Origin of the sequence: Streptomyces sp. NPDC092045 (genome assembly GCF_044756005.1) — a bacterium.
Taxonomy (GTDB): Bacteria; Actinomycetota; Actinomycetes; order Streptomycetales; family Streptomycetaceae; genus Streptomyces.
Window position 1 is genome coordinate 115,069 of record NZ_JBIVSC010000015.1, and the last position, 21,883, is coordinate 136,951.

Below are 21,883 nucleotides of genomic sequence, written 5' to 3' on the forward strand. Positions count from 1 at the left end.
TCTCAAGAGCCCCGTCCGAATCGTGGGCTCCGCCACGCACGCGCTCTCGACCGGAAGGGACGAGGCAGGCGTTTAATCGGATGTACGTGCGGCGCGGAGTTGTTAGGTTCGCCGTGTGCCGAAGCTGAATCAGATCATCGCAGTCGAAAAGGGCGTCAAGTCCAAGGCCCTCCAAGAGCTCACCCAGGCTCACCAGGACGTGCAGAAGCCCGCCCTGCTGGCCGGCATCTCCCGGACCTACCAGCCCAAGGACGAGGAGGGCGAGCAGTTGCCGCCCGAGTCCACGCGGGTGCAGATCAAGGCCGAGGACGCTCTGCGGGCGACCGCCGGGACACTGACGCGGCTCTTCGACGTGACCGCGACGAAGGACTGGGCGAACCGGTCCGCGGTCGCGGACGTGGTGGTCGACGGAACGGTGCTGCTGCCCCAGGTGCCCGTCCCGTACCTGTTGTTCCTGGAGAAGCAGCTCACCGATCTGCACACCTTCGTGCGCAAGCTGCCGGTGCTCGACGCCTCCGAGTCGTGGAACCTGGACCCCTCGACGGACTCGTGGAAGACGGACCCGGTGCGGACCATCCGCACGAAGAAGGTTCCGCGCAACCACGTGAAGGCCGAGGCCACGGAGAAGCACCCGGCGCAGGTCGAGGTGTACTACGAGGACGTCCCGGTCGGTTACTGGACCACGGTGAAGTTCTCCGGCGCGCTGCCCGCCCGGCGGGTCAACGAGCTCCTCGACCGCGTCGAGAAGCTCCAGCAGTCCGTCAAGTTCGCCCGTGAAGAGGCGAACAACACCGAGGTCACCGACCAGCGGGTCGGCGACGCGGTATTCGGCTACCTCTTCCGGTAGCCCCACACACGCCCTCCGTCGCGAGCGGAGGGTGCGCGATGAGCGCAAGCTGAAACTGATGTTGAAGCTGATGAGGGGTGTCAGTCGGGGGTTCGAATCCCTCCCCCCGCACCACGTGCGGGGGTGGCCCAAGCCTGGCAGAGGCGGCCCCGTGAAACTCAGATTCTCGCTCCAGTCTCAGTATTCGCCGCCGAACACCGGATCGACCGAGCGTGGGCGAACATCGACGGATGGGGGTTCAAGTCCCTTCGGCGCCTCTCCCGTGGCGCTGTAGTTCAAAGGCAGAACACGTCGATCTCAATATGACCCGCGGTTCTTTAACGCCGCCGGTGTGCGCAAATGGGTGGCAAGCTGGAGCCCGGGAGCTGGACATGCTCCCGGGCTCCGTCACGTTCCGGTCTTCGCCCGACGGACGACGTCGCGAGCGCCGCCCGCTCGGGCGGACGGGCCGAAGGCAGCCGCACGCGCGGAGAACGCGGGCCGGCGTACGGTGCCGTGCCTCCGGCCCGGACACGGTCGCGTCCCTCCGGGGCAGGGTCCCGGTCCGGTGCGGCGCCGTGCGTGTGCGGATCAGCGGGCGACCGAGATCGCGAAGGGCGCGAATCCACTGGAGCGGATCACGTGCGGTACGAACAGGATCGCGGCCTCCGTGGCGCGGGCGGTGCGGATGCCGCCGAGGTCGACGAGCAGTTCGCGCACGGTCCCCTTGGCCTGCGGGTCCTCGCCGGACAGGAACGCGGTGGGTTTCTCGGTGAGCACGGCCGGTGCGGTCATCACCGGGAAGAGCATGGTGTTGAGCGTCTTGACGACGTGCGTTTCGGGAAGGGCCTCCTGGAGCTTTTCGGCGAGGCTCGAACCGGGGTGGAGCAGGTCGGCGGGCAGCCCGTCCGGTCCGTCCACGGTGGCGTTGGAGACGTCGACGAGGATCTTGCCCCGCAGTTCCGCGCGCAGGGCCGCGAGCCGCTCCGGCGAGCCGGCGCCCGGGGTCGCGTTGATGACGATCCGGGTCGCCCGGGCCGCCCGGGCGGCGGCGCCCGGCGTGCGGTCCGCCACGGACACCTCGTGCCCCGCCCGGGTGAGCGCCGCGGCCAGATTGCCGCCGACGCGGCCGTTTCCGAGAACTGCGATCGTGGTCATGACGAAGGGTCCTTCCATGGGTGCGGATCGTGGTGCGGGGTCAGCGGGAGAGGGTGGCGACGGCCTCGGCGTGGACGCCGGGCGCGGCGGCCACGAAGCCTTCGCTGTGCGGGGTCCAGGGGCGGCCCTCGGCGTCGGAGATCCGTCCGCCGGCTTCGGTGACGAGCAGGGCCCCGGGAAGCAGGTCCGCCCGGGCGCCGGCGAACTGCCAGAAGGCGTCGATCCGGCCGGCGGCCACGTGCAGCAGGTGCAGGGTCGCGGGTACGGAGGTGCGGACGACGAGCGCGTCGAAGAGCATCGCGGTGATCGAGGAGCCGACGCGCCGCACGACCTCCTCGTCCTCGTCCGGCCGGGCCTGGCTGGTGGCCACGACGCCCAGCCCGAGGTCCGTGGTCGCGGAGACGCGCAGCGGCCGGCCGTCGAGGTGGGCGCCCGCCCCGGCGAGCGCGGTGTAGGTCTCACCGGTCAGCGGCAGGTGGACCGCGGTGAGCACCGGTCGGTTGTCGCGCACGAGGGTGGCGGTCACCGCCCACTCCGGCAGGGCGTGCAGGTGGTTGACGTTGCCTTCGGCCGGATCCACGACCCACCACTCGCCGGGCGGCAGTGCCCCGCCGTCCAGTTCCTCCTCCACCCAGCCGGCGGCCGGGCGCAGGCGCGTCAGACGGGGCCGCAGGATGTCCAGAGCCGTGTCGTCGTTGGCGGCAAGCGCACGCATCAGCTCTTCGCGGGTCCGATGGGGAACCGTTGCGCCGAAACGCTCGCGCAACGCCGAACCGGCGTCGCGCACGGCGGCCGCGGTCCGGTCGAGCAGGTCGGTGTCGGAGGCGGCGACATCGGTGGCCCGCAGCATTTCGGACATGGTGGTGCTCCTGTCGGGAGGAGGGGTGATCGGGGCGGTCGAGCCGATCCGTGCGGCCCGCCCCGTGCTTCGTTTCGAACGTATAGAGCCCCATCGTTAACTTCAACTGCATGCCAGGAACGCCTAGCATTACTGTCATGCAATTGGATCTGAATCTGCTCACCGCGCTCGACGCGCTGCTGGAGGAGGGCAGTGTGGCCGGGGCGGCCGCGCGTCTTCATGTCACCGCTCCCGCGATGAGCCGGAGCCTGGGCCGGATCCGTCGTACGACGGGAGACCAGATCCTGGTCCGGACCGGCCGCACGATGACCCCGACGCCGTACGCGATCGCCGTACGGGAACAGGTGCACGAGCTGCTCCACCAGGTCCAGGGGGTGCTGGCGCCGAGCCGCGAACTCGACCTGGCGACACTGGAGCGCACCTTCACGCTCCGCTGGCACGATTCCCTGGTCGCCCTCGGCGGCCCCGCCCTGCTCGCGGCCGTACGGGAACAGGCGCCGGGCGTACGGCTGCGCTTCATCGCGGAATCGAGCGTCGACACCCCCGGGCTGCGGCGCGGCGAGGTCGACCTGGAGGCGAACGCCGACCGTCCCGGCGCGCCGGACATCCGCGTCGAGGGCGTGGGGGAGACCCGTCTCGTCCTCGCCATGAGGCGGGAACACCCTCTGGCCCGTGCCGGGGCCGTCACCGCGCAGCAGTACGCAGCCGCCGAGCACGTCACCGTCTCGCGACGCGGAAACTTCGGCAACGCCCTCGACGACGCCCTCGCTCGGCTCGGCCTCGCCCGCCGCGTGGTGGCGACCGCGCCCACGGAAGCGGTCGCGCTGGAGTTCGCGCGCGGCTCGGATCTCCTGGTCACCGTCCCGGAAGCCACCACGCGCTCTGCGGCCGCCACCCTCGGCCTGGTCGTGTGTCCCCTGCCGTTCGAACTGCCGTCGGCACCGGTGTACCTGTCGTGGCATCAGCGTTACGACACCGATCACGCGCACACCTGGCTGCGCGAACGGGCGCGAACCGTGCTGGCCGCGTGCGCGGCGCCGTAACCGGCGCCGCCCGGCCGCCCGGCTCGCACCTCCGTGTGTCCCGCCTTGAGGTCACGTGGCCGCCCGGGGTGCCGACCCGTAACGAATCACCTGCCCATCGGGGAAGCGGGCGTGACCGCCGCAACGCGCCCGCGCGGTTCGAAGGGGCACGGGACGCCGACGCGGCCACACCGCGGGCGGAGGGAGGATCAGGGGTTCGCCTCTTCCCGCGCGTCGAAGGCCTCACGGGCGCGGGTGATGGCCGGCATGCTCTCCGACACCCATGCGAGCAGCACGTCGACAGGAGGGCGCAGGGTCTTGCCCAAGGGCGTGATCCGGTACCTGACCGCCACCGGACGGGTGGACACGACCTCGCGCTCGACCACACCGTTTCGTTCGAGTCGCCGAAGCGTCGCGGTCAGCGACTTCTGGGTGACGTGCGGGATCGCCCGGCGCAACTCGTTGAAGCGACAAGGGCGTTCGCACAGTTCGCTGAGAACGCTGAGCGACCACTTGTCGAGAACCTGGTCGAGCAGCTCGCGGTGTGAAGGGCCGATGAAGACGGTGTCCATGGAGAAACCTGGTCTCGTTGAAGTGTCCTTATTCCACTAAGTATCTTACGGATACCCATACAGGAGGAGGGCACGATGGCTGTCCAGCACTTCACGCCGGAAGGCATGCTGCAACCGGTTCCGTACCACCACGTCGCGGTCGGCACCGGAACCAGACACGTCCACGTCAGCGGACAGATCGCACGCCGGGCCGACGGAACCCCGGTCGCGCCCGGCGACCTGGCCGGGCAGGTCGCCCAGGCGCTGCGCAACACCTCCGTCGGACTGGCGGGCGCGGGGGCGTCTTTCGCCGACGTGCTGCGCCTGACGTTCTACGTCACCCGGTGGAGCCCTGAAAAGATCGGCGACTTCATGACGGGCGTGGAGGCCGTCGCCGATGAGATCGGGCTCCGGCTCCCTTTGCCGCCGGCCTCCCTGATCGGCGTCGACCACCTCTTCGAACCGGACGTCCTCGTAGAAGTGGAAGCCACCGCACTGCTCGACTGATCCTCGCGCCAGCGTGCAACCGCGTGCTCGTACGACCCGGGCTCCCAGGAGCTCAGCGCCAGATCGTCTGCACCGAGTCGAACTGGGCCCAGGTGAGGGGATTGCCGGCGTTGGGGCCGTAGAGGGAGACCGAGCCGGCGGGGCTGATCTCGAAGCGGCAGGCGTTGATGCCGGCGCTGTTGTTGCGCGGGGCGGTCGCGCGGATGTGCGCCGTGGGGGAGCCGAAACCGGCCGGCAGCGAGGCGATCCTGGTGTCGGCGGTGAGGTCGCAGGTGATGGAGCCGCGGGCCTGGAGGAAGGCGCTCTCGTCCGGGAGGCGGAGACCGCCCTCCATGATCTGCAGCACGTAGACGTCGCCGGAGACCGGTTCGACGTTCAGCGACTGCATCACGGTGTTGTTCTTGAGCGGCCGACGGTGCAGCAGACGGCCCACCGGCCCCGAGAGGTCCACCGGTTCCGCGGCGGCCGTCGTTCCTACCTGGGTGACGCTCGACAACGCGTCTCCTCTCCCGGGGCGTGGTGGCAACGCGGTGTTGCCGAAGAGGCGTCAGTTTCACACGAGCACGCCCATGTTCGAGCGATGGTCGATGCCGACAGCGGACCTGGAACGGATCGGTAAGAAAGGGGGGCGGCAGCCCCTAACTCGGAGCGGCCCGGTCGGGGCAGACGCGGGTTCGGCGTCGACGCCCGACCCCGCGGGCGTTTTGACGTCGTCGCCCTGCTGTACAACCCTCCGGCGTGATCAAGGGTCTACACGAGTGCTTGGGCCGCGGCACGTGCCGGGTCAGCTCGAGAGGAACCTGCCTTGATACCTGTTCACCCTGTCCGGCGCCGGCTCGCCGCGGCCGTCACCACCGTTCTGGCCATGACCGCCGGCGGCGTCGCGGCGGTCCCCGCATCCGCCGCGACGCCCACCGCGGCCGTCGCCGCCACCGTGAAGACGACCGTCGACGGCGTCATCTCCCTTCCGCGTGCCGACCAGGTCCTCAGCGTCGGGCCGACCGGCTTCCTGACGGTGGAGCGCCGATGGGACCACACCTACTACCGCTGGACCAGCACCGTCGACGGCACCACCACCGACCTTCCCGAGTGGTACAGCGGATACCGCGGCGGCGCCTCCGACACCGTCGTCGCCAGAGAAGACGGCACCTCTCGTTACCTCCTCCACGACATGTCCTCGCCGGGCAGCTCACCCGTGATCGTCAACCCGCCCAGCGCGCAACTCTCCTGGAAGGGCGTGATCGGCAGGACACTGGTCTTCTCCTCCTGGGACGGCCAGAACAGGCTGGGCCAGCTCCGTCTGATCGGCCAGGGCAACCAGGCGGGCAGCGACCGGCAGGTGACCGGCCTCCCGCAGAACTCCAGGATCCAGAGCGTCGAAGCCCTGACGGCCGGAGCCGCGCTCGTCCGCTACGTCACGGCCGACGCCGACGCCGAGCGCTCCTACCTCGCCGTCGTGAACGTCGCCACCGCCTCCGTCGTCGAGAAGCGGGAGGTCGGGGTCTCCGCCTACGAGACCGACGCGGCCCTCTCCGGCGACCGCTTCGTCTGGATCGACGCCCCCACGACCACGCACGCCAAGATCATGTACGCCACGCGCGACGCCTCGGGGAGCACCCCGGCCGAGGAGGCGGCCGACCTGGGCAACACCGTCCGGCCGCACATCGGCGTGCTGGGCGACTGGGTCACGTACGCCGCTCCGGGCGGCGCCGCCGCGACCGAAGCGTCCGAGCGCTTCGCGCTCAGCGCCGTCAGCCTCGTCGACAAGTCCAAGGTCACGCTGCTGGACCACGCCTCGTCCACCGTCCCCACCGCCGACGGCGCGCTCCTGGTACGCGGCGGCACGGTCGCACAGGGCGAGGGGATCTACCGCATCGCGCTCGGCACGGACGGCAGGCCGGCCGCCACGCTCATCGCGAGCACCGGTGAGCCGACCGCGCTCACCCTGTACACCGCCGCCATGCCCCCGGTCGTCGACCTCGACGAGAACGACGGTCAGGCCATGCTCCGCTGGGTGCTCTCCCGCACCAACGCACAGGGCTCCGTGACGGTCCGCCACGCCGCTACGGGCCGCAGCGTGCGGCACGACTTCGCCCGGGCCGCCGACTACGAGAACAAGGGAGCCGTCGATTTCCGCTGGGACGGGACGCTCGCCAACACCGCGGGCATGAAGGAGGCCGCGCCCAGCGGCGACTACACCTGGGAGTTCACCGCCTCACCGCTCAACGGCATCGGACCGGACGTCAGGCAGACCGGCTCCTTCAAGGTCGTTCGCGCCTCCGGCCCGCACGACTACACGGACAACGGCACGCCGGACCTGCTCTCCCTCGACGCCTCGGGCGTACTGTGGCGCGACGACTCGGTCAAGGCGCCGTCCGCGCCGCAGCCGTACTCGACGGGCCGGGTCAAGGTCGGCGGCGGCTGGCAGATCTTCAACCAGCTCGAAGCCGTCGGCGACATCGCCAGCCGTTCGAGCGGCGACCTCGTCGCCCGTGACGGATCCGGGGTGCTCTGGCTGTACCAGGGCAACGGAGACGGCACGTTCGCCACCCGCACGAAAATCGGCGGCGGCTGGCAGATCTATCAGCACCTCGCCGGCGGCAGCGACCTCGACGGCGACGGCAGGTCGGACCTGCTCGCCGTACAGCCTTCGGGCGAGGTGTACTTCTACAAAGGCACAGGCGTCACGAGCGCGCCGTTCGCGGCCCGCAAGAGCATCGACCGGGGCTGGGACGTCTACAACCAGGTCACCGCCACGGGCGACATCGCCGGCACCACCGCCGGAGACCTCATCGCCCGTGACAAGACCGGCGTCCTGTGGTTGTACGAGGGCAAGGGCGACGGCACCTACGCACCGCGCACGAGGATCGGCGGCGGCTGGGGCGCCTTCACCCACCTCGTCGGCCTCGGCGACGCCGACCGCGACGGACACCCCGACCTCTACGCGGTCGGTCCCACGGGCACGAGGTTCTACGCGGGAACCGGCGAGGCGACGGCTCCGTTCAAGCCCGCTGCTCCGGGCAACTTGCTCTGGGACACGGCACCCGTCAACTCGGTCTTCTGACGACACCGGCAACCGACCGCTGCCCTCGGCCACACCGGGGGCAGCGGCATCGCGCGGTCCTGGACGAGCTCGGCACCCGGGGCGAGCCGAACCGGACCCCTGCCGTCGCCGACACCACCCCGGGGCGTGCGGAGGGATGTGCCGATCGCGGGCCGAACCGGCCGATCGTGGCAAGAGGGGCGGCGAACCACAGGTACCGTCCGGCCTTCAGGGCATTCCTCCGGCCGCCGTCCCCCGGCGGGCACCCACGACAGCCAGGCCGTCGGGCCTCCGATCCGTGGCGTACCCGCCGTCCGATCCTGCCGGGGGCTATGCCGATGCCCTGCCCGTCCGCGTCGAACCGTGAAGCCGGTGAGGCTCTTCCCGACCGCGACCCGTCCCAGGCCTTGACGGACGAGACCTGACGTCGTGCCATGAGAGGACACACCGCGACGGGGGATGACACGATGGCGGCAGAAGAACACGGCGGACCCGGTGGCGGGCCCGAGAACCGCAACGAGGTCCCGCAGAGCAGCGCTCCGAGGACCCCACCGGAGAAGGACCATTCGTTCGCCCATGTGGCTTGGATCGTCCTGGCGATCCTCGTCTTCGGGATGATCTTGAGCACGGCGGCCGGCGATTGCTCCGCCGCCTGTGTCAGCTACCCCTGAAACCTGTTCCCCGCAGTCGTTCCAGGGCCGGCATCCGCAGGCATGCGATCGCCTCCCGCGCGGTGACGGCACAAGGGGTGTGCGGGGTGGGCGCGGTGACGCCGATGCCGGGACCGGCGTTGACGAAGTACGGCCGAACACCGACAGGCGCGCGGATCGGGAGACTGCTCGCCCGGCCGGTGAACCCGTGCCGTAGGCGGTCGGAGAGCCGTGCCGGGATACTGGGGCGGTGAGCAACGCCATGGCCGAGTACGAAGCGGACATCGAACAGTTGACGCGAAGGGTCCACCTCGGTCTGCGCGCGGGTGACCTCGACCCGCAGGACGTCGTCGCCCTCGCCTGCAAACTGCTCGAACTGTCCCAGGACTCCGACGCCGTCCTGGAGGTCGTCGAGCGGAACCCGGCCGGGGTGCCGGCGGCGGAGATGACCGCCCTGGCCCGGCGCGTCCTGGACGACGTGGGCTTCGATCCCGGCTTCGACCTCGCCCCCGAGCGTCTGGAGACGTTGCGCGCCGCGCTGCGAATCGCGGCCCGCGACCTGTCCACGCGTGGGATCGAGGGCGAACCGGAGATCGAGGTCCTGGAGGACTGCTTCCCGGCGGGAGCCGGTGTCCGCCTTGCCGACGGCGAACGGCTCGACCGGGGCGGGCCCGTCCCGCCGAACAGGTGCGACGACCCGGTCACGGCACTGATCAGCCTGGCGATCCTGATCCAGGAGAGCCTGCTCGAACGGACCTGGCGGGTCTGGCCGGTGTGTCCCCGGCATGACCTCGGCGTCCACGGGGCGGAGCGGGACGGCGCGGCCGTGTGGTGGTGCTCGGGCGACGGCGGACACATGCTGGCGCCGATCGGTGGACTCGCACGCGCTCTCGACCGCTGTCGGCCCCGGTAGGGCCGGTGGTGGGGTGCGGTTCGTTTCGGACGACCGCCGGGATCGGGCGGTGGACATGCGGTCTCGCTGGTCGCTGGTCGCTGGTCGGGCGCGGAGCAAGGGCGTTCACGTTCGCGCCGGCGACGGTCGGCCGGTCGGCCGTTTTTCCAGTGCCGTGCCGTGCCGTAGTTGGGCTGGTCGAGGCGGCCGGTCAGCGTTCGCCAAGCCGTATGCCTTGACGAAGGAAGGGCATGGGCGCGGAACCCGAGCTTCCGTCGGCGAGGTCTCCTCCACCGGAGGGACGCCGCCCGTTCACGCGTCTGACCGGCGGCTATGCTGCCCGGAACCACACGGGGAGGGGTGCACGCCATGGGGCTGCGCAGGCTGTTCGGCAGGGGCGGCGACGGGGACGGCCGGGGGGCCGCGGAGATCGACACACGGATCACGTCGCCGGTGTGCGTGCCGGGGCAGCCGGTCGAGGCGGAGGTGATGATCAGGGGCGGCGCCCGGGGGCTCGCCATCGGCCAACTCGATCTTGCCGTCGTGGTGCAGGCCCTCCACTGGGACGGCTCGCCCAGCCAGGAATCCGTCTGCGATCTCAGCACCGACAACTGGACCGAACACGTCGCCGCCGGCTCGGAGAAGCGACTCGCCTTCCGGGGGCGGCTGCCCTGGGAGACCCCGGTCACCGAGATCGACGGGCAGGCCGTCGGCGTCGTCGTCTCCGTCATCACGAAGCTCTCCTGGGACAGCGAGGCACCGGTCGCGGACACCGACCTGCTGCACGTCACCGCGCCGCCACTGTACGAGGCGGTACTCGGCGCGTTCGCCGAGGAGGGCTACCGGGTCGACGGATCCCAGGTCAGGGACAGTTACATCCCCGACGCGGAATCCCACTCCGGCCACTACCAGATCCTCTTTCTCACCGCCCCCACCCGCGGCGCGGACCGCCTCGCGGAACTGGAGCTCGTCCTCCAACAGAACGCGGTCGGAGCCATCGCATACGTCCGCCGCGCCGACCGGTCGACCTTCGAATGGGACGACAAGCCGCCGCCCCGCACCTTCGCCGCCGCCCATCACGAGGTCGGCCACGCCGACTTCGGTCCTCGCGTCCGCGACACCCTGGAGAAGCTGACCCTGCTCGACGGCTAGGCAGAGGACGCGGGACCGTCGGCATATGCTGCTCGGCATCGGCACGGGGAGGGGAGCACGGCATGGGGCTGCGCAGGTTGTTCGGGATGGGCGGCGACGACGGGGAGGCCCGGGAGCTGGCGGAGATCGACACGCAGATCACGTCGTTCGCCTGTCTGCCGGGCGGGCCGGTCACGGCGGACGTGGTGATCCGGGCCGGGAACCGGCCGCTGGCCGTCGACCACCTCAACGTCCGCGTGCTCGCCCGGTGCCACGGCACCGATGGCGAGCTCGAGAAGGAGGGGTACCCGATCGACCGGCTCGACTGCTCCCGGCACAGGATCGGCCTGGAGCCGGGCGCCGAGGAGCGAGTCGCCTGCAAGGGCCGGCTGCCCTGGGAGACCCCGGTCACCGAACTCGCCGGCCAGGCACTGGGCGTGGACGTGTCGCTGACCACGCAGTTCGACTGGGACAGCGGGGCGCCGGTCGTCGACCTCGACTTCCTCCACGTCACCGCGCCGCCGCTGTACGAGGCGGTGTTCGGCGCGTTCGCCGAGGAGGGCTACCGGGTCGACGGATCACACCTGGTCAGGGGGAGCATCCCCGACACCGAGTACCACAAGGGCCTCCACCAGGTCTTCACCCTCACCGACCCCACTCGCGGCGCGGACCGTTTCGCCGACCTGGAGGTCGTCCTCCACCAGAACGCCGTCGGCGCCATGGTGTACGTCCGCCGTGCCGACCGCTCGACCTGTCGCTGGGGCGGCAAGCCGCGCGCCCGCACCTTCGCCGCCGCCCACCACGAGGTCGGCCACGTCGACTTCGCGGCCCGTGTCCGCGACGCCCTGAGGAAGCTCGCGCTGATCGACGACTGACTGATCGTTTCGGAATGGTTCCGGAGGTGGCGGAGGCGGATGAGGCTGCGAGCCGGTTCGAGCGGATCCCGGTGGAGATCGGCGCGTCGTTCGTAGCAGAAGCGGACAGCACGAACGAGAACGGGTGAGATTCCGGCAGGTTCCCTGCGACAGGTCAGCCCGGATCTGCTGCCGCACGCACAAGCCGGGGGCCAGGGTGCCGACTCGGACGCGCAAGTTCGGGCGCATAAGTTCGGATGCACGAGTGCCGGTCATCGCCCTCGCCCCGGCGGCGGCAGTCGGCGCCGCCGGGTGCCTCCGCGCGGCGGCGTTCCGGGCGCGACGGCTGCACCGGGCCCGGGTCGCCGTCCTCGCCCACGCGACCGGACCGGTCTCCCCGGGTGAGTCCACTGACACGCAACCCCCACCGACAGCCGGCGAATTCGGAGCCGGGCACGTTCGACACCCGTCCTCCTGCCGGACATGAGAAGCCGGCTCGGCCCGGTGCCGATCGCCCTGATGTGAACCGGGCGGTTTCTTACGGAGCACCGCACGTGCTCCCGGCGGTCGGTGGTTGGATGGCGCCATGCGATCCGAGCACTGCCTGACCAGGAACCACATCGAGGTGTGGCATGACAGCGTGCTGCCGTCGGGACCGGAACGGATCGGACTCGGGGCGGTGCTGCGCGGTTCGCTCCTGCCGATCCTCGTCTGGACCGGCGCCGCCTGCTTCGCGTACTTCGTCTACAACCCGATCGTGGCGACGGTCCTCGGCGGGCTCTTCGCGTCGTCGTTCGTCGTGGGGTTCGGGCTGCGCCGCCGGGTGAAGCACTCGGTTCGCTGCAGCGCCTACGGTGCGCTGGGCGGAGTGTTCGACAAGTCCATGGCGGGGTTCTGAGGCGTTGCGGCGGAGGCTTCACCCGGCTTCCCGTCTGTCGGCCGCTACCGGCGGGGTGGCGATCTGCTCCGCCGGCGGAGCGGCAACGCCGGATCCGGGCCGGTCGCGCGATATCCCACGAGGTCCCGGGAGCCGGTGGGGGACCGGAGGCCGCCCCTGGAACCCCGCACGGTGCGGCCGGGGTCACCGCCGTCGGTCACAGGGCGGCGGCGGCGCGGACCAGTCCCGCGACCGCTGTCGAGCGGCTGTGCGGAGGCCAGGCGATGACCGTGGTGACGTGAGGGGCATCGAGGACCGGTACGGCTACGAGGCCGTCGTGCAGACCGGTGCGGCCCGTCTCCGGAACGACCGCGCAGGCGCGGCCGAGGGCGATGAGCTGGGTGAGCTGGGTATGGTCGCGCACCTTCGGTCCGGGGCCGTCGGGGAAAGTGCCGTCGGGGCGCGGCCAGCGGGGCAGGGGCAGGTCGGGAAGGCCGGTGACCTCGGTGAGCCGCAGGTGGGGGCGGGTGCTGAGGGGGTGGCCCGCCGGGAGGATCGCGACCTGGCTCTCGGTGTGCAGATCCTCGGTGTCGAACCCGGCCGTGTCGTCGAACGGCCGATGCAGCAGGGCCACGTCCGCCCGGCCGTCACGCAGTACCGGTGCCTGCTCGCCCGGCCCGCACAGCAGGACGTCCACGGCGACGGCGCCGGGCTCGGCGGTGTAGGCGTCGAGGAGTTTCGCCAGCAGTTCACCGGAGGCTCCCGCCTTCGCGGCCAGGATCACGGCGGGGCGGCCCGTCGCGGCGAGGGCGGCCCGGCGGGTGCGCCGTTCGGCTGCCTCGACCGCGTCCAGCGCGGCTCGCGCCTCCTGGAGCAACACCGCTCCCGCCCCGGTCAGGGCGACGCCCCGGCTGTCGCGCTCCAGCAGAACGACGCCCAGACGTCGCTCGAGCTTGCCGATCGCCCGCGACAGCGGGGGCTGGGCGATCCCGAGCCGTTGTGCGGCCCGGCCGAAGTGCAGCTCCTCGGCGACCGCGACGAAGTACCGCAGTTCACGTGTCTCCACCCCACCAGCCTAGGGCGTGTGTCGAAAGTCCCGCCTGCCCGGCGGCGCCCGGCACGCACTCCCCCGTAGCCCTGCGGGCACGGGGGCACCCCCGGCCGCGTTGTCGGGATCGCCCCGATACAACCAGTGTCGGGGCGACCCTCCGCCTTGCGATCGCACGCACCGGACACCGCCGGGCCTGCCCTCCGGGCAGACGGCGCTACTTTCGACACACGCCCTAGCCCGGGCCGGCCAGGAGCGATACCCGGGCGGTATCGCCGCCCACCCGTTCGGTCTTGGACGCCCCGCACGGCGGGGGAGAAGTATCGGACTCATGACTGAGACGAACACCGTGAACCACCCCAAGGTCGCGCTGGTGACCGGGGCCAACAAGGGCATCGGGTACGAGATCGCCGCCGGACTCGGCGCGCTCGGCTGGTCGGTCGGCGTCGGCGCGCGGAACGAGGAGAGGCGCGAGGCCGCCGTGGACAAGCTGCGCGCGGCCGGGGTCGACGCGTTCGGCGTACCCCTGGACGTGACCGACGACGCGAGCGTGACCGCGGCGGCCCGGCTGCTGGAGGAGCGGGCCGGACGGCTCGACGCGCTCGTCAACAACGCGGCGATCACCGGAGGCCACCCCCAAGAGCCCACCACGGTCGACGTGAACCGGGTACGGGCCGCCGTGGAGACCAACGTGATCGGCGTCATCCGCATCACCAACGCCCTGCTGCCGCTGCTGCGCCGCTCACCTGCGCCGCGGATCGTGAACGTGTCCAGCAGCGTGGGCTCCCTCACGCTCCAGACCACTCCGGGCGTCGACACCGGCCCGATCTCCCTCGCCTACACGCCGTCCAAGACCTTCCTCAACGCCGTCACCGTGCAGTACGCCAAGGAGCTGGCCGACACGCACGTCCTGATCAACGCCGTCTGCCCCGGCTTCACCGCGACCGACCTCAACGGCTTCCGCGGAGTGCGGACCCCCCGACAAGGCGCCGCCGCCGCGATCCGACTGGCCACCGTGGAGGGCAACGAGCCGACCGGCCGCTTCTTCAGCGACGAGGGAGAGGTCCCCTGGTGACGCGCTTCCGGTTCGTGCCCCCCGGGGAAGGGGACGTGCGCGTCCTCACGACCGGCACCGGCCCCCTGGCGGACCGGACGTTCCCGGCTGACCCCGTGCGAAGACTTTAGAGATCTTTGATCGGGCAAAGGGCGTGGTGACCCACCACGGGGCAAGGCGCACCGCGTGATACGCCTGGTGATCGTCATCCTCATCCTCTGTGCCGCAGTCACGGCAGCCGTAGCCGGGACGGAGGCTTCGCCCCTGTGGTGGCTCGCCGCTGTTCCGTTCGCGCTCTTGGGCCTGCTGGGGGCACGGGACCTGTTGCAGCGCCGGCACGCGGTGCTGCGCAACTACCCCGTCCTCGGGCACGCCCGTTTCCTCCTGGAACGGATCCGCCCGGAGCTCCAGCAGTACTTCATCGAGCGGAACTACGACGGCCGTCCCTTCGACCGGGACGTGCGCGACATCGTCTACGAGCGCGCCAAGGGCACCGAGGCGGAGGAGCCCTACGGCACCGAACGGGACGTGTACGAGGCCGGGTACGAGTTCCTCGTGCCCTCCATGGCACCCCGTGCGGTACCCGAGACGGCTCCCCGCGTACGGATCGGAGGGCCCGGCTGCGACCGCCCCTACGACATGGCGCTGCTCAACGTCTCGGCGATGAGCTTCGGCTCCCTGTCGGCCAACGCGGTCCTCGCGCTCAACGGGGGCGCCGCGGCCGGCGGCTTCGCCCAGGACACCGGAGAGGGCGGTCTCTCCGACCACCACCTGCGCCCGGGCGGCGACCTCGTCTGGGAGGTGGGAACCGGCTACTTCGGCTGCCGGACCGAGGCGGGCGACTTCGATCCGTCCCGGTTCGCCGACAAGGCCGCCCACGACCACGTCAAGTGTGTGTCCCTGAAGCTCTCGCAGGGAGCGAAGCCGGGCATCGGCGGTGTTCTGCCGGGGGCCAAGGTCAACGCCGAGATCGCCCGGGTCCGGGGCGTGCCCGAGGGACGCACGGTAATCTCCCCGCCGTATCACCGCGTCTTCTCGACCCCGCGTGAACTCGTCCGCTTCATCGCCCGGATGCGGGACCTGTCCGGAGGCAAACCCGCCGGGTTCAAGCTCTGCGTCGGCTCGCGCCGGCAGTTCCTCGCCGTGTGCAAGGCCATGCTGGAGGAGGACACCACTCCCGACTTCATCGTGGTGGACGGAGCCGAGGGCGGAACGGGCGCGGCGCCGCTCGAGTTCGCCGATCACGTCGGCACCCCGCTCACCGAGGGTCTGCTCACCGTGCACAACGCCCTCGTCGGCGCGGGCCTGCGCGACCGCGTCAGGATCGGTGCGAGCGGGAAGATCGCCACCGGAACCGATCTGGTCAAGCGCCTGGTGCAGGGCGCCGACTACGGCAACGCCGCACGGGCGATGATGTTCGCCGTCGGCTGCATCCAGGCCCAGCGCTGCCACACGAACACCTGCCCCACCGGCGTCACGACCCAGGACCCCCGCCGGGCCCGCGCGATCGACGTCCCCGACAAGACGCTGCGCGTCCAGCGCTTCCAGGAGGCGACCGTGGCCAGCGCCTTGCAGATCATGGCCTCCATGGGCGTCACCGACCCCGCGCAACTGCGTCCGCACATGCTCCGCCGACGCATCGACCCCGTCACCGAACGCTCCTACGAAGAACTCTACGAATGGCTCCGCCCGGGACAACTGCTCGCCGAACCGCCCGCTTCCTGGGCGGCCGACTGGAAGTCCGCCGACCCCGACCGCTTCACCGTCTGATCGCCAGAGGCCGGCGCCACTGTGCGATCCTCGCCCTTGACGAGCCGCGGACCCCGCCGGGTCCCGGCGGCCGGGACCACGATCGGCCGGGACCACGATCGGCCGGACAAGTTCCAGCCGGCACGGCCCCGTTCAGGGAGTCCTTCCTCGCGCCGTAAGGAAGAACCCACCTTGACGTTGGCATTGCCGACGATGCCGGCCGAGGTACCTGTGGCTCGCCGCCGGCTCGTCCCCGGTCTGGACCGTGCACGATTGATCAGCACCGGAAGTCTCCGCCGGGCCGCCGTCACCATCGCCCCGCTCCTGCTCCGGATCCGACCTTCCAAGACGGTTCCCCGGCGCGTATCCGACGGACCACGGCCGGGCTTCGGGGTGCCCGTGCGGGTCACGGTGCCGTCGTGGCCGTTCGGGAGGCGGGGTGCCCCGCGCCGGTGACGACGAGCGAGACGTTCTGCCCGCCGAAGCCGAAGGAGTTGCTGAGTACGGCCTCCTGGGGGGCGTCCCGCCGCTCCGTGACGACGTCGAGGCCGATGTCGGGATCGACGCCGGTCGCGGCGAGGTTGCGGGTCGGCGGGACGACACCGTGCTCCACGCTGAGGACGGCGACGAGCGCCTCGATCGCGCCGGCCGCGCCGAAGAGGTGGCCGAGCGCCGCCTTGGGCGCGGTCACGGTGGCGCGGCCGAAGACCTTCCCGATTGCGCGCGCCTCGGCGATGTCGCCGACCGGGGTTCCGGTGGCGTGGGCGTTGACGTGGGCGATCTGCCCGGGAGCCAGGCCGGCTTGCGCGAGCGCCTTGCGCATGGCCGCGATCTGGCCGGAGCCGTCGGCGGCGGGCGCGGTGATGTGGTGGGCGTCGGCGGCGATGCCGGCGCCCGCGAGCACCGCGCGGACGCGCGCGCCCCGGGCGGCGGCGTGCCCGGCGCTTTCGAGCACCACGACGGCCGCGCCCTCGCCGAGGACGAATCCGCTGCGGTCCGCGGCGAACGGCCGGGACGCCGAGGCGGGTTCGGCGGTGTACCGGGACAGCGCCTGCGCCTGGACGAAGCCGGCGACGGTGATCGGCGTGATCGCGGCCTCGGTTCCGCCCGCGATGACCACGTCCGCCTCGCCCGCCCGGATGAGCCGGGCCCCCAGGGCGATGGCCTCGGCACCGGAGGAGCACGCCGAGACGGGTGTGTAGACACCGGCCCGCGCGCCGTACTCGATGCTGACCAGGGCCGCCGCCGCGTTGGGCATGAGCATCGGGACCGTACGGGGCGAGACGCGGCGTGCTCCGGCCGTCTCCAGCACGTCGTCCTCCCTCAGCAGGGTTTGTACGCCTCCGATGCCCGTGCCGATCGCGGACGCGAGCCGGTCCTGGTCCACTCGCGGAGCACCGGCGTCGGCCCAGGCCTCGGCCGCTGCGACGAGGGCCGCCTGCTGCGAGCGGTCGAGTCGCCTGGCCCGCACCGGTGACAGGGAATCGGCGGGATCGGTGGCCATCGTCCCCGCGACGACGTCGGGAAGCCCGGTCTTCTCGTGGCCGGGCAGGACACCGCCGCGGATGCCGGACTCGCCGGCGAGCAGGGCGTTCCAGGTGGACTCCACGTCCCCGCCGAGCGGTGTGATCGCGCCCAGTCCGGTCACGACGACCTCGGTCCGGTGCATGTTCCTCGCCTTTCTTGTATGCGATACAAGTCAACAAGAGCTTGTTGTATCACATACAATTCGGGTGTGGAGAAGAAGCGAACCGAAGCCGGGGCGACCCCGGCCCGCCCGGCGCCGACCCGGTCGCGCGACCGGGGGCGCGCGACGAGGCGCCGGCTGATCGAGGCGACCGCACGGCTCTGCGGGGAGCGGACCGGCGCCGAGCCGAGCGTCGCGGAGATCGCGAACGCGGCGGGCGTCTTCCCCAACCAGGTCACCTATCACTTCGGCTCCAAGGACGCGCTGCTCGTGCACGCCGCCTTCCTCGGGCTGCTGCACGACGCCCGGCGGATCGAACGCATCGGCCGGCAGGCCCCCGACGCGGCGGCCTTCCGGCGCAACGTCGCCCGCGCCGTACTGGCCATGCCCTCGCTCCCGTCCGTCGCGCGGGCGCTCGCCGCGGCGATCTCCAAACCCGAGCTCGCCCCCGTGGTCGACCGGCACCTCCAACTGCTGTTCCGGCAGTCCGAGCGCTTCGCGGGCCGACTCGTCGACGGTCGCGGCTGGGGAGTCCGCCGGCCGCTCGGCGCGGAGGTCAGGACGTTCTGGAGCACCGCGCTCGGCGCGGTGCTGCTCGTCCGCGCCGGGGCGCACGGCACCGCCGCCGACCTCGACCTCGCCGGAGCGCTGACCGTCCACGACATCCCCTAGGCAGTCATGAACCGGGCGGCCCCGACCGCATCCGGGAACAGCGGCTCCAGAACGGCGCCGAGCGCCATCGGGCGCTGAGGGAAGCCCGGACCACCACGGAGAAGTCCGCCGGAGCGGCGGCGACCTGGCTCCGCGCTCAGCGGCCCCGGCGGTGGTGGCAGCGCCACACCCGTTGAAGACCCCTCCTGCCCCTCCTGTCCCTGCGGCCTGTGACGGCCGGCCCGGACCGATCGCCACCGAAGGCGGACCAGTGGCCGGATCGGGTGTCGGGCCGGGTGCCGGATGGGCCAGTCGGAGGGAACGGGACCTTGGTCCCGTGTCGCGTGATCCTGAACGGATATCCGTACGTCGTCGGCCGTCTGCGCACGGCGGCCGGCGGACGGCCCCGGCGGGACCCTACCGGGCCTCCGCGGCATCACCTACAGCAAAGGACTCGCACCGTGGGCATCATCGCCTGGATTCTCATCGGCCTCATCGCGGGCGCCATCGCCAAGGCGCTCACACCCGGCAAGGACCCGGGCGGCTGCCTCGTCACGATGCTCATCGGCATCGTCGGCGGTCTGCTCGGCGGCTGGCTCGGCAAGGTGATCTTCGGAGTGCACTCCATCAACGGCTTCTTCCACCTCTCGACGTGGATCGCCGCGATCGTCGGCTCGGTGATCGTGCTCCTGCTGTACCGCCTCTTCACCGGGCAGCGTTCGCGCTGACCGCGACCGGTGGCCGACCGCTCGATGCGCCGGCCGCGTCCCCTGAGCGAACGGGTGCCGGAGGCCCCGGCGGACCGAGGTCCTTCGCTCCGGCCTCTGGCGGCGGTCGGCCACATGCTGGAAGCATGTCCACGAGGTCGACGCCGCGGCGAGGGAAACCGTCGTCGAGTGTCGAACGTCTCTTTTTCGAGGGGGAGTCGGGATGCGACACAACGGCTTACGCGGATGACGGCGCCCGAATGGATCATGCCGGTCCTGGTGGGCGCCTTCCTGGCGTTCTCGTACCGCGTCGTGCGCAAGAGCCGTCTCGGGCTCGGCGCGGCGGTGCTCTTCATGGCGGTGCTGAACGCGAGCCTGCTCTGGACCCTCTGGGCGACCGGTCCGTCCTGGGCGGCACCGGCGGTCGCGGTGGTCTCCCTGCTCGCGGCCACGACCAGCGCGTTCGCGGCGCTCCGCGCCACGGCGGCCCGGATCGAGCGTGTGGACACCGCCCGCTTCCACGATCTCGTACGGGCGGTGACCGAGGCCCCGGGGCCGCAGGTCATGGGCGTCTGCGTGTCGCCCACGGGCACTCTGGTGCTCACCGCCTTCGGCGACGACACGCGACCGGAGGGCCGCCAGTTCCATCTGCCGCCCGGTGCTCACTGCCCGTTCTGCCTGGTGGAGGACCAGGCGAGTGACTTCCTCGGTCCCGGTAACCCGTTGTTGCACGAGTACCGCACCCATCTCTCGCGAGGAAGCAGCCGCCACCTGCTCATCAGACGTGCCTCCCCGGCGGAGGCGTGGACGGGCCGGCTGCGCGACCGAATCCACTACCGCGTTCCGGCCCCGTCCCTGCGCCCGTCCTGCCTGGTCCACGACCCTTTGCTGAACACGGACCGCTGAGAGGTCCCAACAGAAGCTGTTGATCATGTGACTGTCGGTCTGGTCGCCCGTTGGTCCGTTCGTGGCGACGAGGAAGTCCCGACCGTGGGTCGCTCGGACGGACTGTGGTCGCTGGGCGAGCCGTCGTTGACGGCCCCGGCCTCGAAGGTGATGGCGGGGCGTCAAACCTGCGATCGCCCGCCGCGGTGTCCCGCACGGCTCCAACCTCGGCGTCCACCGCCGCCCGGAGGCGCCGAGCTCGATGAAATCGGGGTCGAAGAGGGCTTCGGCGAGGGGACCGGAGAGGCGGACGGAGGGGTCGTGGAGGCGTCGCTCCCGGACGACCGCCTCTGCGACGTCCGGATGCCGCGAGAGCGTTTCGGGCGCGTGTCGGTCGTTCTGGACCATGGCGGCATGATGCCCGGCCGCGACCGGCGGGCTCCCGGGGGCCGTACGGCCTTCACCGGCGGCGGTCCCCGACACCGTCCGGACAATCGATCCCGATGACCTCCAGTGCGACTGTGCCCGGCTGGTCCTCGCCCCATGGACGCCGTTTTGCCGGAGCGGCAACAGAAGTGGCGTGACCGGGCCACGATGGGTGACGTTGGGCCCATGACCGACGACATCGCAGCGGGATCGCCCGCGTCCGACATTCCCTTGCCCGGAGACGGATACGTCGGAGACCCCGAGGTGCGGGCGGAGTGGGACAACCGGTACGCCGACCGGCAACAGCTGTGGAGCGGCCGGCCCAACGGCGCGCTCGTGGCCGAGGTCGCCGGGCTCAGGCCCGGGCGGGTGCTCGACGTCGGCTGCGGCGAGGGCGCGGACGCCGTCTGGCTCGCGCGCGGCGGCTGGGACGTGACCGGGCTGGAGGTCTCGGGCGTGGCGCTGGAGAGGGCGGCCGGGCACGCGCGGGACGCAGGCGTCGGCGTCCGCTGGGTACACGCCGCGCTGACCGAAGCGGCGCTTCCGCCGGCCTCCTTCGACTTGGTCTCCGCGCAGTATCCAGCCCTGCTGCGCACGCCCGACGCCGCGGCCGAACGAGCGCTGCTCGCGGCCGTCGCACCCGGCGGCGTGCTGCTGCTCGTGCACCACGCGGGAATGGACACCCGGCAGGCGGACGACAGCGGCTTCGACCCGGCTGACTACGTCTGGCCCTCGATGGTCGCCGCCCTGCTCACCGACGACTGGGAGGTGGAGGTGAACGAGCAGCGACCCCGTGTGGCACCCGACGGCGGCGCCGGCGCGCACCATACCGACGACCTGGTGCTGCGCGCGCGACGACTGCGCTGAGCCCCTCCGCTCGCGGCGGGCCGGAATGCCTGATGCGTGAGTCGTACGACCAGAGCCAGGCTGCGAGCCGGCTGGAGGTGCCGGTGGCGGCCTGGCGAGGGGAGGTCGCCTCAGGCCTCGTCCACCGGCCGGCGCGGGGGAGGGGCAGCGGTCGCGCGCGGTGGTCCAGGCCGCCGTACGCCTCGGTGTGCGCCGCAGCGCGCGACCACGCGGACGGACCGGTCATCCGGGACCGGCACACCTCGGGAGGCGTCTTCTACGTCCTGACGGCCGGGTGACAGGGGGGACGCCCGGCCGCCGGACATGTCCGCCAACGCCCTCCTGCCTCCGACGCGCTGGGCAGGACGATGGTGTCGCCGAGGAACGGGTGGGGAAGCCGACGAGGTTCGAGACCATGGGCCGAACGCGGTGACCCGGAGGGGCAGACCAGGACAAGGTC

Annotated in this window: 22 protein-coding genes; 16 read left to right on the forward strand and 6 right to left on the reverse strand. The window is 71.6% G+C overall.

The annotated features are described in order from the left end of the window. Window positions 1-115: 115 nt before the first annotated feature. Entirely contained in the window at window positions 116-847 is a 732-nt protein-coding gene (locus tag ACIQKA_RS26640; protein WP_006376607.1) for a hypothetical protein, read from the forward strand. Between the two features lie 570 nt (window positions 848-1,417). Here the strand turns inward: ACIQKA_RS26640 and ACIQKA_RS26645 are convergent. Together ACIQKA_RS26645 and ACIQKA_RS26650 are read right to left on the reverse strand one after the other, a co-directional pair. After that, window positions 1,418-1,984, reverse strand: a complete 567-nt coding sequence (locus ACIQKA_RS26645; RefSeq protein WP_402542612.1) for an NADPH-dependent F420 reductase — start codon at window positions 1,982-1,984, stop codon at window positions 1,418-1,420. Window positions 1,985-2,024: 40 nt separating this feature from the next. Next, window positions 2,025-2,843 carry an inositol monophosphatase family protein gene (locus ACIQKA_RS26650; RefSeq protein WP_402542613.1) on the reverse strand — a complete coding sequence of 273 codons (819 nt, stop codon included), beginning with the start codon at window positions 2,841-2,843 and terminating at the stop codon, window positions 2,025-2,027. Between the two features lie 137 nt (window positions 2,844-2,980). Here ACIQKA_RS26650 and ACIQKA_RS26655 point away from each other — a divergent pair, with 137 nt between their 5' ends. After that, window positions 2,981-3,886 (forward strand): LysR family transcriptional regulator, encoded by a 906-nt coding sequence (locus tag ACIQKA_RS26655; protein ID WP_402542614.1) that lies wholly within the window; start codon window positions 2,981-2,983, stop codon window positions 3,884-3,886. A gap of 188 nt (window positions 3,887-4,074) precedes the next feature. On the opposite strand, the gene ACIQKA_RS26660 is transcribed toward ACIQKA_RS26655, so the two are convergent. Next, complete coding sequence (locus tag ACIQKA_RS26660; protein ID WP_383429514.1) at window positions 4,075-4,437, reverse strand: winged helix-turn-helix transcriptional regulator; 363 nt, start codon at window positions 4,435-4,437, stop codon at window positions 4,075-4,077. Between the two features lie 75 nt (window positions 4,438-4,512). On the opposite strand from ACIQKA_RS26660, the gene ACIQKA_RS26665 reads away from it, so the two are divergent. Then, on the forward strand, window positions 4,513-4,923 hold the full coding sequence (locus tag ACIQKA_RS26665; protein WP_383429512.1) for a RidA family protein: 411 nt from the start codon (window positions 4,513-4,515) through the stop codon (window positions 4,921-4,923). Between the two features lie 52 nt (window positions 4,924-4,975). Here the strand turns inward: ACIQKA_RS26665 and ACIQKA_RS26670 are convergent, their stop codons facing one another. Beyond that, on the reverse strand, window positions 4,976-5,419 hold the full coding sequence (locus ACIQKA_RS26670) for a hypothetical protein (RefSeq protein ID WP_402542615.1): 444 nt from the start codon (window positions 5,417-5,419) through the stop codon (window positions 4,976-4,978). Between the two features lie 309 nt (window positions 5,420-5,728). Here ACIQKA_RS26670 and ACIQKA_RS26675 point away from each other — a divergent pair, with 309 nt between their 5' ends. From ACIQKA_RS26675 to ACIQKA_RS26700, 6 genes are all read left to right on the forward strand, one after another. Then, window positions 5,729-7,987 carry an FG-GAP repeat domain-containing protein gene (locus ACIQKA_RS26675; RefSeq protein ID WP_402542616.1) on the forward strand — a complete coding sequence of 753 codons (2,259 nt, stop codon included), beginning with the start codon at window positions 5,729-5,731 and terminating at the stop codon, window positions 7,985-7,987. 446 nt (window positions 7,988-8,433) lie between these two features. Continuing rightward, window positions 8,434-8,637 (forward strand): hypothetical protein, encoded by a 204-nt coding sequence (locus ACIQKA_RS26680; RefSeq protein WP_383150486.1) that lies wholly within the window; start codon window positions 8,434-8,436, stop codon window positions 8,635-8,637. A 229-nt stretch (window positions 8,638-8,866) separates the two neighbouring features. Next, window positions 8,867-9,529: a hypothetical protein gene (locus tag ACIQKA_RS26685; RefSeq protein WP_383150487.1), complete on the forward strand. Its 663-nt coding sequence runs from the start codon at window positions 8,867-8,869 to the stop codon at window positions 9,527-9,529. Window positions 9,530-9,877: 348 nt separating this feature from the next. Beyond that, window positions 9,878-10,660 carry a sporulation protein gene (locus ACIQKA_RS26690; protein WP_383150489.1) on the forward strand — a complete coding sequence of 261 codons (783 nt, stop codon included), beginning with the start codon at window positions 9,878-9,880 and terminating at the stop codon, window positions 10,658-10,660. Between the two features lie 62 nt (window positions 10,661-10,722). Continuing rightward, the gene (locus ACIQKA_RS26695; protein WP_402542617.1) at window positions 10,723-11,514 is read left to right on the forward strand and encodes a sporulation protein; all 792 of its coding nucleotides are present in this window, start codon (window positions 10,723-10,725) and stop codon (window positions 11,512-11,514) included. A gap of 565 nt (window positions 11,515-12,079) precedes the next feature. Continuing rightward, the gene (locus ACIQKA_RS26700; protein ID WP_391096438.1) at window positions 12,080-12,391 is read left to right on the forward strand and encodes a hypothetical protein; all 312 of its coding nucleotides are present in this window, start codon (window positions 12,080-12,082) and stop codon (window positions 12,389-12,391) included. 196 nt (window positions 12,392-12,587) lie between these two features. Here the strand turns inward: ACIQKA_RS26700 and ACIQKA_RS26705 are convergent, their stop codons facing one another. Next, window positions 12,588-13,436, reverse strand: a complete 849-nt coding sequence (locus ACIQKA_RS26705; RefSeq protein WP_402542619.1) for a LysR family transcriptional regulator — start codon at window positions 13,434-13,436, stop codon at window positions 12,588-12,590. Between the two features lie 313 nt (window positions 13,437-13,749). Between ACIQKA_RS26705 and ACIQKA_RS26710 the strand changes: the two genes are divergently transcribed. Beyond that, a complete protein-coding gene (locus tag ACIQKA_RS26710; RefSeq protein WP_402542620.1) occupies window positions 13,750-14,493 on the forward strand; it encodes an SDR family oxidoreductase in 744 nt (247 codons plus the stop codon). 165 nt (window positions 14,494-14,658) lie between these two features. Beyond that, window positions 14,659-16,242 carry an FMN-binding glutamate synthase family protein gene (locus ACIQKA_RS26715; protein WP_383442187.1) on the forward strand — a complete coding sequence of 528 codons (1,584 nt, stop codon included), beginning with the start codon at window positions 14,659-14,661 and terminating at the stop codon, window positions 16,240-16,242. 385 nt (window positions 16,243-16,627) lie between these two features. On the opposite strand, the gene ACIQKA_RS26720 is transcribed toward ACIQKA_RS26715, so the two are convergent. Then, window positions 16,628-17,890 carry a beta-ketoacyl-[acyl-carrier-protein] synthase family protein gene (locus tag ACIQKA_RS26720; protein ID WP_402542622.1) on the reverse strand — a complete coding sequence of 421 codons (1,263 nt, stop codon included), beginning with the start codon at window positions 17,888-17,890 and terminating at the stop codon, window positions 16,628-16,630. Between the two features lie 66 nt (window positions 17,891-17,956). On the opposite strand from ACIQKA_RS26720, the gene ACIQKA_RS26725 reads away from it, so the two are divergent. The 5 genes from ACIQKA_RS26725 to ACIQKA_RS26745 all read left to right on the forward strand — a co-directional run bounded on the left by ACIQKA_RS26725 (window position 17,957) and on the right by ACIQKA_RS26745 (window position 21,722). Further along, window positions 17,957-18,580, forward strand: coding sequence for a TetR/AcrR family transcriptional regulator C-terminal domain-containing protein (locus ACIQKA_RS26725; RefSeq protein WP_402542623.1), 624 nt, complete (start codon window positions 17,957-17,959; stop codon window positions 18,578-18,580). Window positions 18,581-19,020: 440 nt separating this feature from the next. Further along, window positions 19,021-19,287, forward strand: coding sequence for a GlsB/YeaQ/YmgE family stress response membrane protein (locus ACIQKA_RS26730; protein ID WP_058847068.1), 267 nt, complete (start codon window positions 19,021-19,023; stop codon window positions 19,285-19,287). Between the two features lie 225 nt (window positions 19,288-19,512). Beyond that, a complete protein-coding gene (locus ACIQKA_RS26735; protein ID WP_383429492.1) occupies window positions 19,513-20,172 on the forward strand; it encodes a hypothetical protein in 660 nt (219 codons plus the stop codon). 591 nt (window positions 20,173-20,763) lie between these two features. Continuing rightward, window positions 20,764-21,444, forward strand: coding sequence for a class I SAM-dependent methyltransferase (locus tag ACIQKA_RS26740; protein ID WP_390109210.1), 681 nt, complete (start codon window positions 20,764-20,766; stop codon window positions 21,442-21,444). Window positions 21,445-21,476: 32 nt separating this feature from the next. Then, the gene (locus tag ACIQKA_RS26745) at window positions 21,477-21,722 is read left to right on the forward strand and encodes a hypothetical protein (RefSeq protein ID WP_390109211.1); all 246 of its coding nucleotides are present in this window, start codon (window positions 21,477-21,479) and stop codon (window positions 21,720-21,722) included. Window positions 21,723-21,883 lie beyond the last annotated feature (161 nt).

Bases quoted from the DNA above. Each gene is read 5' to 3' on its own strand.
- ACIQKA_RS26740 (WP_390109210.1), top strand. From the start codon at position 20,764: ATGACCGACGACATCGCAGCGGGATCGCCCGCGTCCGACATTCCCTTG.
- ACIQKA_RS26690 (WP_383150489.1), top strand. From the start codon at position 9,878: ATGGGGCTGCGCAGGCTGTTCGGCAGGGGCGGCGACGGGGACGGCCGG.
- ACIQKA_RS26695 (WP_402542617.1), top strand. From the start codon at position 10,723: ATGGGGCTGCGCAGGTTGTTCGGGATGGGCGGCGACGACGGGGAGGCC.
- ACIQKA_RS26665 (WP_383429512.1), top strand. From the start codon at position 4,513: ATGGCTGTCCAGCACTTCACGCCGGAAGGCATGCTGCAACCGGTTCCG.
- ACIQKA_RS26650 (WP_402542613.1), bottom strand. From the start codon at position 2,843: ATGTCCGAAATGCTGCGGGCCACCGATGTCGCCGCCTCCGACACCGAC.
- ACIQKA_RS26720 (WP_402542622.1), bottom strand. From the start codon at position 17,890: ATGCACCGGACCGAGGTCGTCGTGACCGGACTGGGCGCGATCACACCG.
- ACIQKA_RS26735 (WP_383429492.1), top strand. From the start codon at position 19,513: ATGACGGCGCCCGAATGGATCATGCCGGTCCTGGTGGGCGCCTTCCTG.
- ACIQKA_RS26680 (WP_383150486.1), top strand. From the start codon at position 8,434: ATGGCGGCAGAAGAACACGGCGGACCCGGTGGCGGGCCCGAGAACCGC.
- ACIQKA_RS26700 (WP_391096438.1), top strand. From the start codon at position 12,080: ATGCGATCCGAGCACTGCCTGACCAGGAACCACATCGAGGTGTGGCAT.
- ACIQKA_RS26745 (WP_390109211.1), top strand. From the start codon at position 21,477: ATGCGTGAGTCGTACGACCAGAGCCAGGCTGCGAGCCGGCTGGAGGTG.
- ACIQKA_RS26710 (WP_402542620.1), top strand. From the start codon at position 13,750: ATGACTGAGACGAACACCGTGAACCACCCCAAGGTCGCGCTGGTGACC.
- ACIQKA_RS26660 (WP_383429514.1), bottom strand. From the start codon at position 4,437: ATGGACACCGTCTTCATCGGCCCTTCACACCGCGAGCTGCTCGACCAG.
- ACIQKA_RS26655 (WP_402542614.1), top strand. From the start codon at position 2,981: ATGCAATTGGATCTGAATCTGCTCACCGCGCTCGACGCGCTGCTGGAG.
- ACIQKA_RS26645 (WP_402542612.1), bottom strand. From the start codon at position 1,984: ATGACCACGATCGCAGTTCTCGGAAACGGCCGCGTCGGCGGCAATCTG.